This is a genomic window from Rhizobium sp. BK538 (genome assembly GCF_014197575.1).
Taxonomy (GTDB): Bacteria; Pseudomonadota; Alphaproteobacteria; order Rhizobiales; family Rhizobiaceae; genus Rhizobium.
The window spans coordinates 132,323-150,547 of record NZ_JACIFT010000003.1; the positions used below are offsets into that span (position 1 = coordinate 132,323).

The following is an 18,225-nucleotide window of genomic DNA, read 5'->3' on the forward strand; positions in this document are numbered from 1 at the left end:
TGAAAAGCGCCACTCGCGCGCCACCGATGGATTTCACCATGCTTCCTGATCGCTCGTTCTTCAACCGCCTTGCGGAGGCCGCCAAGGCCGAGACGCTGCCGCGTTTCCGTTCCGGGCTTGACGTGACCAACAAGCTGTCGAGCGGCTTTGACCCGGTCACCGAGGGCGACAGGGCTGCGGAAGTCGCCATTCGCTCGCTGATCGAGAAACACTTTCCAGATCATGGCATTCTTGGTGAAGAGCACGGCAATGTCGGCCTCGACCGCGAATATGTGTGGGTTATCGACCCGATCGATGGTACGCGCGCCTTTATTTCGGGCGTGCCTGTCTGGGGAACGCTGATCGGTCTGCAGCGCGACGGTAGGGCCATTATGGGGATGATCGAGCAGCCCTTTACCGGCGAACGCTACTTCGCGGATGCGAATGGTTCCATCTACAGCGGTCCGGAGGGAGAGCGCCGGCTGCAGGTTCGCGATTGCGGCGCCCTGACGAACGCCATCCTTTTCACCACCTCGCCGCATCTCTTTGTAGGCGTCGAAATGGAGAAATATCGGGAAATCGAAAGCCAGGTGCGGCTGTTCCGCTACGGAACGGATTGCTACGCCTACGCGCTGCTTGCCGCCGGCCACGTTGACCTGGTGATCGAAAACAGCCTGAAGCCCTACGATGTCGGCGGCATCATTCCCGTCATCGAGAATGCCGGCGGGATCATCACGACCTGGGATGGCGGGCGTCCGGAAAACGGCGGTTCGATCATTGCCGCAGGCAGCCGCGCCGTCTACGAACAGGCAATGGCTGTCCTCAATCGATAACAGCAATCGGCACTTCCAGAGGTCACTCGGATAGCGATCGGGCTACGTGCCAAACCCTTCGACTTCCTCGACCGCCTCGGCATCGCTGCCGGGAATGAAGGCGTGAAATGCCGCAAGTGCTGCCTTGCGGTAGACATCGCGCTCCTGCAGCACCTCATGCCGCCCACCATTGATCGGTACGAACTGAGCGGCGCGGAAATAGCGTGAGATTCGCTCCTGCGCGATATAGGGCACGATGGCGTCGCGCGTCGGCGCGATCACGACCGTTGGTATGGTGATCGAAAACAGATGGCTCGGAGAGGTCACGCGGTCGATCGCCCGGAAGGAGTCGTGCAGCCAGCGCGCGGTCGGCGGGCCAAGCGTCAGTTCCGGATGGGCCGCGGCAATGGCGAGGTTGCGCTCGAACCGCGTCTCGTCCGATGTTAGGGGGTTATCGCGGAACGGCTGCTCCTTGAGTTTGCGCGTTAGTGGAAAGGAGCCGAGACCGAGCGAACAGGCGACCCCGGCGAGGGCGCGGATGGTGCCTTCCGAGGCCGCCTGACCTGAGAGGCCGATAAAGGGTGCCGTCAGCACCATCCGCTCGATGCGTGTCGAAAGGTACGGGGCGGCGGACATCGCGATCAGCGCTCCGGTCGAATGCGCGAGAATGAAGAAGGGCAGGCGGGTATCCGGCAGCACGATCTTCTCGAGGAACGTGTCGAGGTCATGCTCGTAATCGATGAAGCGCCGGACATGGCCGTAGGGGCCCTTCTTCAGAAGCCGGTCGGAGCCGCCCTGGCCGCGCAGATCGAAGGTCGCGACCCAGAGCCCCTTGGCCGTCAGGTCGCGGATCGTCTCGAAATACTTCTCGATAAATTCGTTTCGGCCCTGGAGGAGGACGACGGTGCCCTTCGCTACCGGCGCATCAGAGCGGAAGACGGCATAGCGCAGCCGATGGCCATCGTGCGTCTCCAAGTAGCCTTCGGTGCGGTTTTCGGGTGCCGGATTGTCGGGGGTCGAAAAAAGGACCTGTTCCATGGTCGATCGATCGTGTCCTTCGCGGATTCGCCTCTAGAGTAAAGCGGATAGGCGGTCGCGCTGTCAAATCAAAGAAAAAAGCTTCGGTAACGGGCGATGGATGGGACGTTGAATTTGGTCGTTGCCTTGCAAATCCTTGACCCGAACGACCGGCCTTGCCTACTCCCTTTTGGGTAGGTGTTAGCGCTATTCTCCGAAGTTCAATGCAATACAACTTATTATAACATGGGCTGGCGTTACTCTTATCAAAGGAAGCCAGCATGTCATCCACGGAAGATCCGAAGCTGCCACGCAATACCGCACGAAGGCATTTTCTAGGTGTGGCCGCCGCTGCCGGTGCTCGGCTCGCCAGCGTCGCGGCCGCAGCAACGGCAGTTTCCACGTCTCCCGCGAGCGCTATGGGCCGGCGTTGGGGGAGGGGCAACTCCGGTAGAGGCGGGAACGGCTCTGGCGGAGGCGGACACGGCAGTTCCGGCGGCGGTGGTGGCGGTGGCGCGCAGTGCTTCCTGCGTGGGACGGCGATCCTCACGGATTGCGGTGAAAAGCCTGTCGAGGATCTTCGCATCGGCGATCGCGTTTCGCTTCCGGATGGGGATGCCCGCCCGATCAAGTGGGTCGGCCGCCAAGTCTTCAAGAAAAGTGGTGCACGCTGGCATGAAGGCGTGGTGCCGATCCGCGTCTCGCGCCACGCGCTGGATAGCCGAACACCACATTCCGATCTCTACCTATCGCCCGGCCATGCGCTGTTCCTGAATGGCGTTCTGATCCGTGTGAAGGATCTGGTGAACGGCACCACAATCGCACCGGTCGTTCCTGCGGCCGATAAGTCGATCGAGTACTATGCCGTCCTGCTCAATACGCATGAGGTCATCCTTGCCGAGGGCGCTGCAGCCGAAACTTTCCATCCCTCGGACAGCAACCACGAAAACTTCTCTAATTTTGCGGAGTACGAACGTCTTTATGCCGGCGAGGCGCGCACTTCGATGACATCCTATGCGACGGTCCTCGGCGAGGAAGGCGGCTGGAAGCATTTGAAAGCGCTTCTTCTGCTTGGCGCTTCGCATTTGTTGCCGATGCGCGATCCATTCCAGGATGCCTGCAAGAAGATTAACGCGCGCGCCAAAGAGCTATCGGCCTGATTTCCTCGTCTTCGAGCTCGAATCAAAAAAAGACCGGCATGCGGAACTTGAGGGGTTTCGCGATGCCGGCCGGAGATCGGGCTGAAGACGAAGGGACGATACACTCCAGCCATCGGGCCAGTGTCACCCGATGGCACGATTCCTAATCTCCCACTCATGAACGGCTTCCGAACCGGCTATTCATATGCGGTTCACGCAACGTGAGTTCGCTCCTGTGCCAGGGTCTTGAACTGCGCAAAAGCCATCCCCATCTCATTCCTGCAGGCGCCAAACGGGCCTGCAGAACCGTCCCAAAGCTGCCGAATAAGGGGTTTTAGGGGCACCTATCGCAACACGTCGCTTCCTTAAGGAGGACATCATGCGTCACGTAGACTTCTCTCCCCTTTATCGTTCCACCGTCGGTTTCGACCGTCTTTTCACCATGCTCGACAGTCTCGGTCAGCCTGACCAGGGCCAGACCTATCCGCCCTACAATATCGAGCGCACCGGTGAAAACACCTACCGCATTACTATGGCCGTTGCCGGTTTCGATGAGACCGAAATCTCCATCGAGGCACAGGCCCACGCTCTGACCGTCAAGGGTGAAAAGAGCGAAGACAATGCGGAAGGCAGTGAGTTCCTCTATCGCGGCATCGCCAAGCGCGCCTTCGAGCGCCGCTTCCAGCTTGCCGACCATGTGGAGGTTACTGCCGCTTCGCTGAAGAACGGTCTGCTCCACATCGACCTGCTTCGCAGCATTCCGGAAGCCATGAAGCCGCGCAAGATCGCGATTGCGGCTGAGCCGGTCAGCGCGCCGAAGGCCATCGAGGCGCAGGTCGCCAACTAATCGGTCCTCCCAGGCCAATGATGCCGGCGGCGCTCGTTCGAGCGCCGCCTTTTTGTTATCGAGGTCAGGCTGGGCTTGCCGCCTCCTCAACTTCCTCTTCGGTGATGCGGTGCGCGGCCTTCGCCGCATATTTCTGCGCGATCACGGCGCAGACCATCAACTGGATCTGATGGAATAGCATCAGTGGCAGCACGATCGCGCCGACCGATTGCCCGGCAAAGATGACGCTGGCCATCGGCGCGCCGCTGGCGAGGCTCTTCTTCGATCCGCAGAAGGTGATAGTGATCTCGTCGGCCTTGCTAAAGCCGAGGAGGCGGCTGCCAAACATGGTGAAGCACAAGACGAGAGCAAGCAGACTCATGTCGGCGATAATGACCGCTGCAATGTCGGCGATCGAGAACGTGTGCCATAGCCCCTCGACGACCGCCTTGCTGAAGGCAAGATAGACGACCATCAGGATCGAGCCGCGGTCAACCGGCATCAGCAGGGCCTTTTTCGCGCGGATCCAGTTGCCGATCCAGGGCTGGAGCGCCTGGCCGACGACGAAGGGCAGCAGCAGCTGCAGGAGGATCTGTCCGAGGACGTCCCATGAGAAACTGCCATGGCCGCCGACCGAGAAGAGCAGTCCGACGAGCAGCGGCGTCAGGAACATGCCGAAGATGTTCGAGGCCGATGCCGAGCATATGGCAGCCGGCACGTTGCCGCCTGCCATGGACGTGAAGGCGATCGAGGATTGCACCGTCGAAGGCAGGACGCAGAGATAAAGGATGCCGAGATAGAGGGGCTTCGGCAGGATCCATTCCGGCACGAAGCCGAGACCCAGGCCGAGGATGGGAAACAGGCCGAACGTCGTCAATAGGATCGCAAGATGCAGCCGCCAATGCAGCAGGCCGGCGATCACGACGTCACGTGACAGGCGGGCGCCGTGCAGGAAGAAGAGGAGGGCCACCGCCAGGTTTGTCGCGATCCCGAAATAGCCAACAAAGGCGCCTTTGGCGGGCAGCAGCGAGGCGAGGATGACGGTGCAGACCAACAGCATCGTAAAGTTATCGGGTAAAAAACGGCGCATGACGGATACTCATCGAGATCGGTAGATCATTTGTCTTTCTTCCATTATGATACAGGATGCAAGGAATAACAGTTATCGTATTTCTGGATTGCCATGCTTGATCTTACGCAGCTGCGCAGTTTTGTTGCCGTCGAACAGATGGGAAGCTTCACACTGGCAGCCGAAAGGCTCGGCCTCGGCCAATCGACCGTCAGCCAGCACATCCAGCGGCTTGAAAGCGCGGTCGGACGGCGGTTGCTGGCGCGCGACACCCACAAGGTGCAACTGACGACCGACGGCGAGGCGCTGCTTAGCCATGCGCGGGCGATGCTGGCGATCGAGGCACAGGTTCAGTCGCAATTCAGGGGGCAGAGGCTGCGGGGCAATCTCCGGCTCGGCGTGTCGGAAGACTTCGTGACCAGCCAGCTACCGGCAGTGCTCGAGGATTTCGTTCGCTCGCACCCATCGGTCGATTTGGAGCTGACGGTGGCGCTCTCCGGCACGCTCTACGAGATGCAGGATAATGGCGAGATCGACCTCGTGCTGGCGAAGCGCCGGCTCGGCGATGCACGCGGGCGGTTGGTCTATCGCGAGCCACTGGTCTGGCTAGCACGCGATCCCGAGCACGTCTTGAGCGGTGGGCCCCTGCCATTGATCGCCTTCCCGCCGCCGAGCGTGACGCGCAGCATTGCACTCGAAGCGTTGGGGCGCAGCCAGGTCGCGTGGCGGATCGTCTGTACCTGCGGCAGCCTCAGCGGACTGACGGCGGCAGCGCGGGCGGGGATGGGCGTACTGGTGCAGCCACGCAGCATGGCGCCATCGGGGTTGAAGGAGATCGGCAAAGGCAGGCTGCCGGTGCTTGAGGACGTCGAGTTTGTGCTGGTGCCGCGCAAGGGGGCGGACCAGGCACTGGTTTCAGCCCTATCGGACGACATCCTTGGGAAGGTGCGCAGCCTTCGCGCCAACGCATGACGTTGGCTTTCAGCCGCCGGACGAACCGCGAGCCAGTTTCCTAACCTCAGTTATCGAGAAGGCAGCCTTGTCTTTAAGACTTCAGCTTCGCTATCAAGTGGCGTTGAAGCCAGCGTGATAGCTGACTTTGCCCGCAGGCGTGTCGCCGTCGAACGCCAAGCACATGAAATATTCCGCAGGCGCAGCCTCAAAGATCAGATTGACGTCATTCTGGAAGCCGAAGCGCGTATAGTAGCCGGGATCGCCGAGAACGACGCAGCCTTTGGCTCCGATATCGGCGAGTCGCGATAGGCCGTCGCGAATGAGTTTTCCGCCAACCCCCCCTTTTTGACGGTCCGGCCTGACCGAGACCGGTCCGAGTCCATACCAGCCCTTGTCTTCGCCATCGATCGTAACGGGCGAAAACGCGACATGCCCTACAACGGCACCATCCTCGACGGCGACGAGCGAGACGATCAGGGCGTCCGCATTACGCAGAGCGTCGACGATCTCTGCTTCTGTTTGGCTGCTATAGTCCATCGGTGCGAACGCCGCCTTTGTTATCTGACGGATCGCCGCGATGTCGCTTAGCTGTTCAGGACGGATTTCCATTCGGGTCTCTTTCGCCATTTTCCGATTTCAGACCGGTGGCCCGTGACAGCGCGGCTGCGGCAGGGCGGTCAGGGATAGGTAATCAACCACGCCGATCCTGCAACAAAGCTTCATGCCGGCGCAATTCTGGTTCGCCTCTTGCCTCAAATGTTAATGGACTACTTACCATCTTAAGGCGCTTTCAACCCTATGGGTTAGGCATCTGGTTAGGTTCGGGGTCTAGGCTCCCCTGCTGGATGGTCGATCTTCGGGGCAAGGAGAACGGACCGATGACGTATGGGGTACTCTTCGTATCCGGGCTGGTTGCCTGTGTGATGCTGATTGTCGTGGCCGGACACGACGCGAAAACGACGGATAGCGGCAAGCCGCAATCCGCCGTGACGGGGCATCAGAATTGAGCCCTGCGACTCAGCCTGCAAGGCAGCCCAGGAAGCCATCGACGTCTGCCTCATCTGTCGCAAAGCTGGTGACGAGGCGGACCAGCGTCTCACCCGAGCCGACGAGTTCGGGCGTTGCCGGCGACACCGGCCATTCATAGAACTTCGCGCCCTTCTCCTCGGCGGTTTTGGCCGCGCTCTTCGCGATGACGGCAAAGACTTCGTTGGCCGAGGTCGGCCATGCGAGGCGGGCCAGGTTGCTCGCGGTGATGCCGGCGCGCAGACGATCGGACATGCCGTTCGCATGGCGAGCGAGATCGAGCCAGAGATCGTTCTCGAAATAGGCATCGAACTGGGCCGCGATGAAGCGGGACTTCGAGAACAGCTGGGCGGCGCGCTTGCGGATGAACGGCATCTCTTTCGCCTGCTCCGCATTGAAGAAGACGATCGCTTCCGCGCACCAGCAGCCGTTCTTCGTGCCACCGAAGGACAGCATGTCGATGCCGCGCTTCCAGGTCATCTCGGCCGGACTGACATCGAGGGAGACGAGGGCATTGGCAAAGCGTGCTCCGTCCATGTGGAGGGGTAGCTTGTCCCTTTGGGCGATCGCGGCGATTTCGTCGATTTCCGACAGGCTGTAGACCGTACCGGCTTCCGTCGCCTGAGTGATCGTTACAGCCGTTGCGCGTCCGTGTTGCACGGCCGTTTGCGGGTAAGCTGCGACCTTCTCCTTCAGTTTAGTCGGATCGATCTTTCCTTCCGCGCCGGGGACGCCGAGCAGGCGGGCCCCGCTGAAGAAGTCGGGCGCGCCGCATTCGTCCGCAATCACGTGCGCTTCGGAATGGCAGAAGGTGATGCCGCCCGGCCGTTGGACGCTGGCGAGCGACAAGGAGTTCGCTGCCGTCCCGGTGCCGACGAAGAGGACGGCGACCTCGCGCTCGAAGACTTCGGCAAAGCGCCGCTCGACGCGCCGGTCGAGATCGCTCGCGCCATAAGCTGCGGCAAAGCCGTCGGATTCCCGGAGCAGACGTTCGGCTATGGATCGATGGGCGCCGGCCCAGTTGTCGGATGCGAAATACATGGAAGGAAACCGCTTGGGATGGATGAGGATCGGGTTCGGGGCGGGACATTACGCGATCATTCCGGCTGGTCAAAGAGGCGGCGTGGAATCCATCACAAAAATTGACTTCGGCAATCAATAAACAAAATAGTGCGGAAAGGCGTAATTTTATGTCGCATATATGCGTTGTTTCGGCAATATTAGGTCGCAAACTGCCGATTTTTTGAATCTGCACTCTTGCGTAGACAATATGTTTCTGGCATAGATCAGGTGAATTAGGACAGTGTTGCTGTCCTATTTTGGCCGCGATGGCCGAAGAGGCGCCAAAAAACCTTACACTTGTGGGGTTTCACGCTATAGTTCTTCAAAAGCGGGCAAAAGCCCGCGTGCGGAGGCGGATGGCAGGCGCGGGAGCGCACGGTTGCTTTCCCTGGAAAGCCTGCCGCCGGCGACCGGATCTTCGATAATGCAACAGCGCTGTCACGCGCCGAACCTAGGATCAGGGACGGCGCGCGACAAGAAGCCGCCCGCAGCCCCGCGGGCTCTGACAGGAGGGAAAGATGACGAAGACGCCATCCACGGGTTTTGACCAGTTCGCAGCAGCAACGATGCGCGCGACGGCCAATACGCGTAAATTCGCCTCCGGTCTGCCGCGAAAACAGGGGCTTTACGACCCGCGCAACGAGCACGATGCCTGCGGCGTCGGCTTCGTCGCTCATATGAAGGGTCAAAAGTCGCACCAGATCGTCAAGGACGGTCTCTTCATTCTCGAGAACCTGACGCATCGCGGTGCCGTCGGCGCCGATCCGCTGATGGGCGATGGCGCCGGTATTCTCGTGCAGATTCCGGACCGCTTCTTCCGCGAGGAAATGGCCAAGCAGGGTATCACCCTGCCGAAGGTCGGCGAGTACGGCATGGGCCACATTTTCATGCCGCGCGACGAAAAGCAGATCGCGCATTTCAAGAAGGTGATCCAGGACGTCATCACCGAAGAAGGCCAGGTCTTCCTCGGCTTCCGTGACGTGCCGGTCGATAACTCCTCGCTGTCGAAGGCGCCCGATATTGCCGCCACCGAGCCGCACCACGTGCAGGTCTTCATCGGTGCCGGCAAGGACGCTGCGACGAACGACGAGTTCGAGCGTCGCCTGTTCACGCTGCGCAAGGTGATCTCCAACCGCATTTACGACGAGTTCGACGGCGAGGAGAGCAACTTCTATCCGGTCTCGCTGTCGTCGGCGACGGTTGTCTATAAGGGCATGTTCCTGGCCTACCAGGTCGGTGCCTACTACAAGGACCTGTCGGACCCGCGTTTCGAAACCGCGGTCGCCCTCGTCCATCAGCGCTTCTCCACCAACACCTTCCCGTCGTGGAAGCTGGCGCACCCCTATCGCATGGTCGCCCACAACGGCGAGATCAACACGCTGCGCTCCAACGTCAACTGGATGGCGGCGCGTCAGGCCTCTGTTTCCTCGCCGCTCTTCGGTGACGACATCTCCAAGCTCTGGCCGATCTCCTATGAAGGCCAGTCGGACACGGCCTGTTTTGACAACGCGCTCGAGTTCCTCGTGCGCGGCGGCTACTCCATGGCGCACGCCGTGATGATGCTGATCCCGGAAGCCTGGGCCGGCAACCAGTCGATGGCGGCCGAGCGCAAGGCATTCTACGAATATCATGCCGCGCTGATGGAGCCGTGGGACGGACCGGCGGCTGTCGCCTTCACCGACGGCAAGCAGATCGGCGCGACGCTCGACCGCAACGGTCTGCGTCCTGCACGTTATCTCGTCACCAGCGACGACCGCGTCATCCTCGCTTCGGAAGCCGGCACGCTGCCGGTGGCTGAAGAGGATATCGTGCAGAAGTGGCGCCTGCAGCCAGGCAAGATGCTGCTGATCGACATGGAAAGAGGCCGGATCGTTTCCGACGAGGAAGTGAAGTCCGAGCTTGCGACCAAGCATCCCTACCGCAACTGGCTGGATCGCACGCAGCTCATCCTCGAAGACCTGAAGCCGGTCGAGCCGCGCGCGCTGCGCCGCGACGTGTCGCTGCTCAACCGCCAGCAGGCCTTCGGCTACACGACCGAAGACACCAAGATCCTGATGTCGCCGATGGCGACGACGGGGCAGGAAGCCGTCGGCTCGATGGGCACGGATACGCCGATCTCGGCGATGTCGGAGAAGTCGAAGCTGCTCTACACCTACTTCAAGCAGAACTTCGCGCAGGTTACCAACCCGCCGATCGACCCGATCCGCGAAGAGCTCGTCATGAGCCTCGTCTCGTTCATCGGGCCGCGTCCGAACATTCTCGACCATACTGGCATGGCGAACGCCAAGCGCCTGGAAGTGCGCCAGCCGATCCTGACCAATGGCGATCTCGAAAAGATCCGCTCGATCGGTCACACCGAGGACCGCTTCGACACCAAGACGCTCGACTTCACCTATGACGTCGAGCGTGGCGCCGAAGGCATGCCCGAGATGCTCGACCGCCTCTGTGAGCGCGCGGAAGCGGCGGTGAAGGGCGGCTACAACATCATCGTGCTTTCCGACCGCCAGATCGGACCGGACCGAATCGCGATCCCGGCGCTGCTGGCGACCGCTGCTGTCCACCATCACCTTATCCGCAAGGGTCTTCGCACCTCGGTCGGCCTCGTTGTCGAGACCGGCGAGCCGCGCGAAGTGCATCATTTCTGCCTGCTCGCAGGCTATGGCGCCGAAGCGATCAACCCTTATCTTGCCTTCGACACGCTGCTCGACATGCATGCCAAGGGCGAATTCCCGAAGGAAGTGGACGCTAGCGAAGTCGTCTACCGCTACATCAAGGCGGTCGGCAAAGGCATCCTCAAGGTCATGTCGAAGATGGGCATCTCGACCTATCAGTCCTATTGCGGCGGTCAAATCTTCGATGCGATCGGCCTGCAGCAGGAGCTGGTCGACAAGTACTTCTTCGGTACTGCAACGATGATCGAAGGCGTCGATCTCACGGCGATCGCCGAAGAGACCGTTGCTCGTCACACCTCCGCTTTCGGCAAGGATCCGCTGCTGGCGACCACGCTGGATATCGGCGGCGAGTATGCCTTCCGCATGCGCGGCGAAAGCCACGCCTGGACGCCGGATGCGGTCGCGACACTGCAGCATGCCGTTCGCGGCAATGCCGAAGACCGCTATCGCGAGTTTGCCGAGATGGTGAACACCTCGGCGCTGCGCATGAACACGATCCGCGGCCTCTTCAACATCAAGAGCGCCGAACAGCTCGGCCGCGTGCCCGTCTCGGTCGACGAGGTCGAGCCGGCGATCGATATCGTCAAGCGCTTCTCGACCGGTGCCATGTCCTTCGGCTCGATCTCCAGAGAGGCGCATACGACGCTGGCGATCGCCATGAATAGGATCGGCGGCAAGTCCAACACCGGCGAGGGGGGCGAAGAGAGTGATCGCTACATGCCGCTGCCGGACGGTTCGTCGAACCCGGAACGCTCGGCGATCAAGCAGATCGCATCGGGACGCTTCGGTGTGACGACCGAATATCTAGTCAATGCCGACATGCTGCAGATCAAGGTCGCGCAGGGGGCAAAGCCCGGCGAAGGCGGCCAGCTGCCCGGCCACAAGGTCGATGCGACAGTTGCCAAGACCCGTCACTCGACGCCGGGCGTCGGCCTGATTTCGCCGCCACCGCACCACGACATCTACTCGATCGAAGATCTGGCGCAGCTGATCTACGACCTGAAGAACGTCAACCCGACGTCCGATGTCTCGGTAAAGCTCGTCTCGGAAGTCGGCGTCGGCACGGTTGCCGCCGGCGTTGCCAAGGCGCGCGCCGACCACATCACCGTCTCCGGCTTCGACGGCGGCACCGGCGCATCGCCGCTGACCTCGCTGAAGCATGCGGGCAGCCCGTGGGAAATCGGCCTTGCCGAAACCCAGCAGACGCTGGTGCTGAACGGCCTGCGTTCGCGCATAGCCCTGCAGGTCGATGGTGGTCTGAAGACCGGCCGCGACGTCATCATCGGTGCGCTTCTCGGCGCCGACGAGTTCGGCTTCGCGACCGCGCCGCTGATCGCCGCCGGCTGCATCATGATGCGCAAGTGTCACCTGAACACCTGTCCTGTCGGCGTTGCCACGCAGGATCCGGTTCTGCGCAAGCGCTTCAAGGGCACGCCCGAGCACGTCGTCAACTACTTCTTCTTCGTCGCCAACGAAGTGCGCGAAATCCTGGCGTCTCTCGGCTTCACCAAGCTTGATGACATCATCGGCGCTTCGGAGTTGCTCGAGAAGGACGAGATGCTGGCGCACTGGAAGTCCAAGGGTCTCGACTTCAGCCGCATCTTCCACAAGGTCGAGGCGCCGAAGGATGCGACCTACTGGACAACCCGCCAGAAGCACCCGATCGACGACATTCTCGATCGCAAGCTGATCGCGGAGGCCGAGTCGGCATTGTCTTCGAAGACGCCGGTTGCTTTCGAAGTCGATATCAAGAACGTCGACCGTTCGGCGGGCGCGATGTTGTCCGGCGAAGTCGCCAAGCGCTACAACCATCGCGGCCTCAAGGACGACACGATCAACGTGACGCTCAAGGGCACGGCAGGTCAGTCGTTTGGCGCCTTCCTGGCGCGCGGCATCACCTTCAACCTGATCGGTGACGGCAACGACTATGTCGGCAAGGGCCTTTCGGGCGGCAAGATCATCGTCCGGCCGCCGGAGAACTCGAAGATTGTCGCGGAAGAGTCGATCATCGTCGGCAACACCGTGCTCTACGGTGCGACCGAAGGCGAGTGCTACTTCCGCGGCGTCGCGGGCGAGCGCTTTGCGGTCCGTAACTCGGGTGCGATCGCCATCGTCGAAGGCGTGGGTGACCACGGCTGCGAATACATGACGGGCGGTGTCGTTGTCGTGCTCGGCTCGACGGGTCGTAACTTCGCGGCCGGCATGTCCGGCGGCGTCGCCTATGTGCTCGACGAAACGGGCGATTTCGCCAAGCGCTGCAACATGGCAATGGTCGAGCTCGAGCCGGTTCCGGAAGAGGACGACATGCTGGAGAAGCTGCATCATCACGGCGGCGACCTCATGCACAAGGGGCGCGTCGACGTCTCCGGTGACATGACGCGCCACGACGAGGAACGCCTCTACCAGTTGATTTCCAACCATCTGCACTACACGGGTTCTACCCGCGCCAAGCTGATCCTGGACAACTGGGCCGACTACCGTCCGAAGTTCCGCAAGGTCATGCCGGTCGAGTACCGCCGTGCCCTTGAAGAAATGGAACGCGCCCGCATGGGAATTGCGGCGGAGTAATGCTCTTGAATCGCTAGGTCTATAACTGCTCTGACGAGGGGCACGGAGATACCGGAAAGGACGCTGATGAGAAATCGATGGTCGCTGTTCCACCTCTTCACATCCCTGTGCCTCGCCGTCGCAGTTTGCGCCGGGACCTCATATCTCGGCGATGACCTGAGAACGGAATTTGTAGCCCTGGGTGCGGTCATGGGACACGCCTACTGGTACTGGGGACCTCTGGGTCTTGGGCTTTGAGATGATGAGGGACGAAAATATGGGTAAGGTCACAGGGTTTCTGGAAATCGACCGGCAGGTGGCGAAGTATCAGCCTGCCTCGGATCGCATCCGGCATTTCCGCGAATTCACGATCCCGATGTCGGACCAGGAGGTGCAGAAACAGGCAGCCCGCTGCATGGACTGTGGCATTCCCTATTGCCATGGGCCGACTGGTTGTCCTGTCCATAACCAGATTCCGGACTGGAACGACCTCGTCTACAACAACAACTGGGAAGCGGCGATCCAGAACCTGCATTCGACCAACAACTTCCCTGAGTTCACTGGCCGTGTCTGCCCGGCGCCCTGCGAGGAAGCCTGCACGCTGAACCTCGAAGACACGCCGGTTGCGATCAAGACCGTCGAACAGGCGATTGCCGACAAGGCCTACGAGCTCGGCTTCATCCGCCCGCAGCCGGCGACGGTCCATACCGGCAAGAAGGTCGCCATCATCGGCTCCGGCCCGGCCGGCATGGCGGCTGCGCAGCAGCTCGGCCGCGCTGGCCATGAGGTTCACCTCTATGAGCGCGAGTCGAAGCCCGGCGGGCTGCTGCGTTACGGCATCCCTGACTTCAAAATGGAGAAGAACTTCATCGATCGCCGCGTCGAGCAGATGAAGGGCGAGGGCGTCACCTTCCACTGTGGCGTCAATGTCGGGGTCGACGTGAAGGTCGAGCAGCTGCTCGCCGATTACGATGCGGTGCTCTATTGCGGCGGTTCGGAAACGCCCCGCGAAGCGGGTATCCCGGGCATCGAGCTTTCCGGCGTTCATGATGCAATGCCGTACCTCGTGCAGCAGAACAAGCGCGTCGGTCGCGAAAACATCGACAGCGTTGGCTGGGCCTCTGACCCGATCCTCGCGGGCGCCAAGCACGTGGTCGTCGTCGGCGGTGGCGATACTGCGTCTGACTGTGTCGGCACGGCGTTCCGTCAGGGTGCAGTGAAAGTGACCCAGCTCGACATTCGCCCGCAGCCGCCGGAGAAGGAAGACAAGCTCGCCGTCTGGCCGTTCTGGGCGACGAAGATGCGCACCTCGTCCTCGCAGGCGGAAGGCGCGATCCGCGAGTTCCAGGTTGCAACGCTCGAATTCGTCGGCGAAGACGGCGTGCTCACCGGCGTGAAGTGCTGCGAGGTGGACGAGCGCCGCAAGCCGATCGCCGGCACGGAGTTCATCATCAAAGCCGACCTCGCCTTCATCGCGATCGGTTTCAGCGGTCCGTTCAAGGACAGCGTGCTGAAGGAGCTCGACGGCAAGCTGACGCTCAATACCGACCGTCGCGGCTCGACCAACGTTGTTGCCAACGACCGCGACTACAAGACGTCGGTCGACAAGTTCTGGACGGCAGGCGACGTGCGCCGCGGCCAGTCGCTAGTCGTCTGGGCGATCCGCGAGGGCCGCCAGGCCGCCCGCGCCATCGATGAGGCCCTGATGGGCTCGACGGTTCTGCCGCGGTAAGCAAAGCCGTTTGATGAATGGAGTTTGGGCCGCTTCGAGCGGCCCTTTTCATTCCATAGGCTCCAGATCGAGCGTCATCGGCGGCTCTTGCAGGCTTTTCAACCATTCATGGTCGGGGTGGCATGCCGCAAGGCAGGTTTTCAGCCACAGACGTTGCGAAGCGGGCAGTTTCGGCAAGGCTTGCTCGAAGTCGATTTCATCCTTCGCGCGTCTGTATTTCGCCTTGAACAGCAGGACCGCAGCCGGCTTCAAATAGGGAATACCCTCAGCCGTCGTGCCAACCATCTCTGCACGCGGCCGGGAGATGGTCGGATCCCGTTTGTAGACCCAGGTCTCGAACGTTCCCGGCTCGATCATCATGTCGACGCGCCAGCGTCGCTCCGCCATGTCCAAACACCATCTGCGAGATTGCTGCCGGTGGCGCCTCGTCTGCTGGCAGGTACTCAACAACGCCATCTCCCGCCGTATGGAATTCCATGCCCTTCAGGGCGTCGCGAAAGATGCCGAGATCTTCGCGTAGAACCGTCAATTCCAGGTCCTCGTGCTCACGAGTCTGACAGCCATGCCAAAGGTCGAGCGCCCATCCGCCGACAATGCACCAGGGCCTTGAAATGCCACTCAACCGGCCTGCCAGTTCCGCTGGGCTCCAAGCGGACCATGCGCCGTGATCAGTCGGCATTTCTAATTGCATGACGTTTGTCTGCGTCTGCAGTGTCGAGCGGCGGTTGGGGTGAAGGTCTCCGCGCAACGGCAGAGGCAGTGCCTGAGACTGGCGACGGGTTGTCGCTGTAATTGGCCCTGCGAGGAAGCTGCTATTTGATGGAAACCTGTGCCGTGGGCTTCATCGGCGTCATGCGGTAGTCATCGACGCGGCCGGCTGGGGGAGGCGCCATCTCGCCGTCCTGAACCAGCATGTCGCGCGGTGACTTGGTTACGCTGACTGGCAGAGCTCTGCCGCCGAGAAGCTCCGCGCCGCCATCGAGGTTCGGGTCGGAGAGGCTGATCGGTTCCGTGCGGCCGGGCATTGCAACCGCGTCGATCGCCGGCGCATTGCCCGTATCGAGGCGAACGAGGTCGGGGCTTGTTTGAATGCCGAGGATGCGTCGCACGGGCTTTTCGACATAAAAGGCGAGCTTGCGCCGGCCGGCCTCGGTGAGATTGATGCCGTCGGACGTGCGCAGGCGCACCTGCTGGCCGTTGATATCAGAGCCGGTGACGATGAAGTCACCACCTTCGCTGACGAAGCCGTCCCAGATATCGACGAACTCGCCGCCGCCGCTCTCCATCTGCTTGCGGAACAGCTGGTTGAGCTGCACGGCATCGGCGGTCATCGCGGGCGAATCGAAGGCCGGCAGGCCGACCCAGAGCAGTGGGATCTTGCGGCTGGTGACCTGCTTGCCGAAGGCCACGACGCGGCGCTGATATTCTGCATACCAACCGTCGGTCCTGAATTTCTCCTTGCCTACATCCGTTACCATCTGCTGGCGATCATTCGCGCCGAGCATGACGATGACCATGGCGGGCTTTGCCTCGTCCATGAATTTCGTCAACTGTTGCGGCCAGTCATAGTAGTCGTCTCGCACCAGACCGGAGGCGACGTTGCTATGTGTTTCGACGACAATGCCGGGAGAATCCTTGAATGCGGCATCCATGCCGACGCCAAGACCGCCGGCGAGAAAGTCGCCGACGACAAGGATCTTCTGAGCGTTGGCAAGTTTTTCGACCACCTTCTCTTCAACGACCACGGGAGCGGCTGGGCGTGGCGCTGCAGCCGCCTTCGGCGCCGCCTTCCTCTTCGGCGCAGGCTGTCGTTGCGGCGCGTTCTGAGACGGTGCTTGTGGCGGATATTCCTGGATGTAACGACGACCAAGGAAGAAGTCGAGAATGGAGCGGCGATAGTAATAGCGCTCCTGCGCATCGGCCACGTGCACCGGCAGCGCGCTGAAGACAAGCACCAACGTCGCAGTGCCGATCGCACCCCAGCGGAGCGTTGCCCGGTTTACTCGTTTACGCATAGTCAGCAGCCTCGCATCAGCCGGCATTCTCGCATGGAGCGGGAAGGTGCGTCCACACCCCAAAATGCATGTCGCCGATTATTCCGTCTACTTGCGAAGCGCGTTCAAGAGCGGCAGCGATGGCTCGCCGTCCTGCTGCATTCCCATGCGTGCCTGGACCGCCGCAATGGCTGCCTTCGATCCGCTACCGAAGTTGCCGTCGACCTCGCCGTCATAATAGCCGAGCGTCTTCAGGCGGGTCTGCAGTTCGAACTTCTCTTTCATGTCGAGTGTGCCGTCTGGTCGGGGCCAGCGTTGTTTCATGCCGCCGTAGCCGGCGAGCTCGTCCGCGAGCAGCCCGACGCCGATCGCATAGCTGTCCGAGGCGTTGTATCTCTTGATCGTGAAGAAGTTGCTGGTCATCAGGAAGCCGGGGCCGTTGGGACCGGCCGGCATCTTGAGGACGGCGTTGCCGCCGCCGTCGCGGAAACCCTTGCCGTTGGGCCGTGTCAGGCCGAGGGAGGCCCACTGCGCCAGTGTGTGGGTCTTGCCGACCTGCTTGCGTGCGCTCGCCGGCACGACGACCTCATATCCCCAGGTCTTGCCCCTGTCCCAGCCGTTCTTCATCAGCAGGTTCGCGGATGTTGCCAAGGCATCGGGCACGGAGTTCCAGATGTCGCGATGGCCATTGCCGTCCGCGTCGATGGCGTAGAGAAGATAGCTTGTCGGAATGAACTGGGTGTGGCCCATGGCGCCCGCCCAGGAGCCGGTCATGCCGTTCGGGGAAATGTCGCCATTCTGAAGGATTTTCAAAGCCGCGATGAGCTGCTTCTTGGCGAACTTCGCGCGGCGTTCATCGGCATAGGCGAGTGTCGCCAGCGCCCGCGGCACGTAATGCAGGCGGTCGTCCTTGTCCAGAACTGCGCCATAATTGGATTCCATCGACCAGATCGCGAGGAGAATCGATTTGTCGACGCCGAAGCGGCGTTCGATCGCATTCAGCGTCGCGCCATGCTTGGCGGCCATCTGACGGCCGATCTGGACCGTATAGGGATTTACACGGGAATCCACATAGTCCCAAATTTTTGTCGTGAATTCAGGCTGATAGGCAGCCTTCTCGAGCACGGTCGGGTCCGGATCGCTGACGCCTGCGAAGGCTTTGCGATAGGTTGCCTTGCTGATGCCATTTTGAGCGGCAGTTTGATAGAAGTCCGCGATCCACTTCTGGAACTGCTGATCTGCTTTCGCATTGATGGGAGCCAGGCCGGCGGACGCGGTCACGACGAATGCAATAGCAAGACCACGAAGGGAATTTCTGTGATTTTGAGTCATCGGCGGTCATCCGTCCTTTTCGTTTCAGGCACAGCAGAGCGCGAAGTTCCGCTCAGGCCCGAGA

At 61.3% G+C, this 18,225-nt stretch carries 13 protein-coding genes and 1 pseudogene; 7 read left to right on the forward strand and 7 right to left on the reverse strand.

Annotation, left to right across the window (positions count from 1 at the left end):
• Positions 1–38: 38 nt before the first annotated feature.
• The gene (hisN, locus tag FHX09_RS04755) at positions 39–812 is read left to right on the forward strand and encodes a histidinol-phosphatase (protein WP_037083526.1); all 774 of its coding nucleotides are present in this window, start codon (positions 39–41) and stop codon (positions 810–812) included.
• 42 nt (positions 813–854) lie between these two features.
• Here the strand turns inward: hisN and FHX09_RS04760 are convergent, their stop codons facing one another.
• Positions 855–1,829, reverse strand: coding sequence for an alpha/beta hydrolase (locus FHX09_RS04760; protein WP_132589152.1), 975 nt, complete (start codon positions 1,827–1,829; stop codon positions 855–857).
• 260 nt (positions 1,830–2,089) lie between these two features.
• On the opposite strand from FHX09_RS04760, the gene FHX09_RS04765 reads away from it, so the two are divergent.
• A complete protein-coding gene (locus tag FHX09_RS04765) occupies positions 2,090–2,968 on the forward strand; it encodes a Hint domain-containing protein (protein ID WP_132589153.1) in 879 nt (292 codons plus the stop codon).
• A 358-nt stretch (positions 2,969–3,326) separates the two neighbouring features.
• Positions 3,327–3,794, forward strand: a complete 468-nt coding sequence (locus FHX09_RS04770) for an Hsp20 family protein (RefSeq protein ID WP_007797803.1) — start codon at positions 3,327–3,329, stop codon at positions 3,792–3,794.
• A gap of 64 nt (positions 3,795–3,858) precedes the next feature.
• Here the strand turns inward: FHX09_RS04770 and FHX09_RS04775 are convergent, their stop codons facing one another.
• On the reverse strand, positions 3,859–4,863 hold the full coding sequence (locus FHX09_RS04775; protein ID WP_184449347.1) for a bile acid:sodium symporter family protein: 1,005 nt from the start codon (positions 4,861–4,863) through the stop codon (positions 3,859–3,861).
• 93 nt (positions 4,864–4,956) lie between these two features.
• Here FHX09_RS04775 and FHX09_RS04780 point away from each other — a divergent pair, with 93 nt between their 5' ends.
• On the forward strand, positions 4,957–5,814 hold the full coding sequence (locus tag FHX09_RS04780) for a LysR substrate-binding domain-containing protein (RefSeq protein WP_132589155.1): 858 nt from the start codon (positions 4,957–4,959) through the stop codon (positions 5,812–5,814).
• Between the two features lie 93 nt (positions 5,815–5,907).
• On the opposite strand, the gene FHX09_RS04785 is transcribed toward FHX09_RS04780, so the two are convergent.
• On the reverse strand, positions 5,908–6,405 hold the full coding sequence (locus tag FHX09_RS04785) for an N-acetyltransferase (RefSeq protein ID WP_132589156.1): 498 nt from the start codon (positions 6,403–6,405) through the stop codon (positions 5,908–5,910).
• A gap of 269 nt (positions 6,406–6,674) precedes the next feature.
• Here FHX09_RS04785 and FHX09_RS30290 point away from each other — a divergent pair, with 269 nt between their 5' ends.
• Positions 6,675–6,803: a hypothetical protein gene (locus tag FHX09_RS30290; protein ID WP_259128832.1), complete on the forward strand. Its 129-nt coding sequence runs from the start codon at positions 6,675–6,677 to the stop codon at positions 6,801–6,803.
• Positions 6,804–6,813: 10 nt separating this feature from the next.
• On the opposite strand, the gene FHX09_RS04790 is transcribed toward FHX09_RS30290, so the two are convergent.
• On the reverse strand, positions 6,814–7,863 hold the full coding sequence (locus tag FHX09_RS04790) for a low specificity L-threonine aldolase (protein ID WP_183719509.1): 1,050 nt from the start codon (positions 7,861–7,863) through the stop codon (positions 6,814–6,816).
• 539 nt (positions 7,864–8,402) lie between these two features.
• Between FHX09_RS04790 and gltB the strand changes: the two genes are divergently transcribed.
• On the forward strand, positions 8,403–13,124 hold the full coding sequence (gltB, locus tag FHX09_RS04795; protein ID WP_132589158.1) for a glutamate synthase large subunit: 4,722 nt from the start codon (positions 8,403–8,405) through the stop codon (positions 13,122–13,124).
• 256 nt (positions 13,125–13,380) lie between these two features.
• Positions 13,381–14,835, forward strand: coding sequence for a glutamate synthase subunit beta (locus FHX09_RS04800; protein ID WP_132589159.1), 1,455 nt, complete (start codon positions 13,381–13,383; stop codon positions 14,833–14,835).
• A gap of 48 nt (positions 14,836–14,883) precedes the next feature.
• Here FHX09_RS04800 and FHX09_RS04805 read toward each other — a convergent pair.
• From FHX09_RS04805 to FHX09_RS04815, 3 genes and pseudogenes are all read right to left on the reverse strand, one after another.
• Positions 14,884–15,526 (reverse strand): annotated as a pseudogene (locus FHX09_RS04805) (amino acid transporter).
• A gap of 121 nt (positions 15,527–15,647) precedes the next feature.
• Positions 15,648–16,877: a DUF459 domain-containing protein gene (locus FHX09_RS04810; protein WP_037083508.1), complete on the reverse strand. Its 1,230-nt coding sequence runs from the start codon at positions 16,875–16,877 to the stop codon at positions 15,648–15,650.
• A gap of 60 nt (positions 16,878–16,937) precedes the next feature.
• On the reverse strand, positions 16,938–18,161 hold the full coding sequence (locus FHX09_RS04815) for a lytic murein transglycosylase (protein WP_132589162.1): 1,224 nt from the start codon (positions 18,159–18,161) through the stop codon (positions 16,938–16,940).
• Positions 18,162–18,225 lie beyond the last annotated feature (64 nt).

Coding starts and splice junctions, on each gene's coding strand:
- hisN (WP_037083526.1), top strand. CDS start 39: ATGCTTCCTGATCGCTCGTTCTTCAACCGCCTTGCGGAGGCCGCCAAG.
- FHX09_RS04760 (WP_132589152.1), bottom strand. CDS start 1,829: ATGGAACAGGTCCTTTTTTCGACCCCCGACAATCCGGCACCCGAAAAC.
- FHX09_RS04765 (WP_132589153.1), top strand. CDS start 2,090: ATGTCATCCACGGAAGATCCGAAGCTGCCACGCAATACCGCACGAAGG.
- FHX09_RS04770 (WP_007797803.1), top strand. CDS start 3,327: ATGCGTCACGTAGACTTCTCTCCCCTTTATCGTTCCACCGTCGGTTTC.
- FHX09_RS04775 (WP_184449347.1), bottom strand. CDS start 4,863: ATGCGCCGTTTTTTACCCGATAACTTTACGATGCTGTTGGTCTGCACC.
- FHX09_RS04780 (WP_132589155.1), top strand. CDS start 4,957: ATGCTTGATCTTACGCAGCTGCGCAGTTTTGTTGCCGTCGAACAGATG.
- FHX09_RS04785 (WP_132589156.1), bottom strand. CDS start 6,405: ATGGAAATCCGTCCTGAACAGCTAAGCGACATCGCGGCGATCCGTCAG.
- FHX09_RS30290 (WP_259128832.1), top strand. CDS start 6,675: ATGACGTATGGGGTACTCTTCGTATCCGGGCTGGTTGCCTGTGTGATG.
- FHX09_RS04790 (WP_183719509.1), bottom strand. CDS start 7,863: ATGTATTTCGCATCCGACAACTGGGCCGGCGCCCATCGATCCATAGCC.
- gltB (WP_132589158.1), top strand. CDS start 8,403: ATGACGAAGACGCCATCCACGGGTTTTGACCAGTTCGCAGCAGCAACG.
- FHX09_RS04800 (WP_132589159.1), top strand. CDS start 13,381: ATGGGTAAGGTCACAGGGTTTCTGGAAATCGACCGGCAGGTGGCGAAG.
- FHX09_RS04810 (WP_037083508.1), bottom strand. CDS start 16,877: ATGCCGGCTGATGCGAGGCTGCTGACTATGCGTAAACGAGTAAACCGG.
- FHX09_RS04815 (WP_132589162.1), bottom strand. CDS start 18,161: ATGACTCAAAATCACAGAAATTCCCTTCGTGGTCTTGCTATTGCATTC.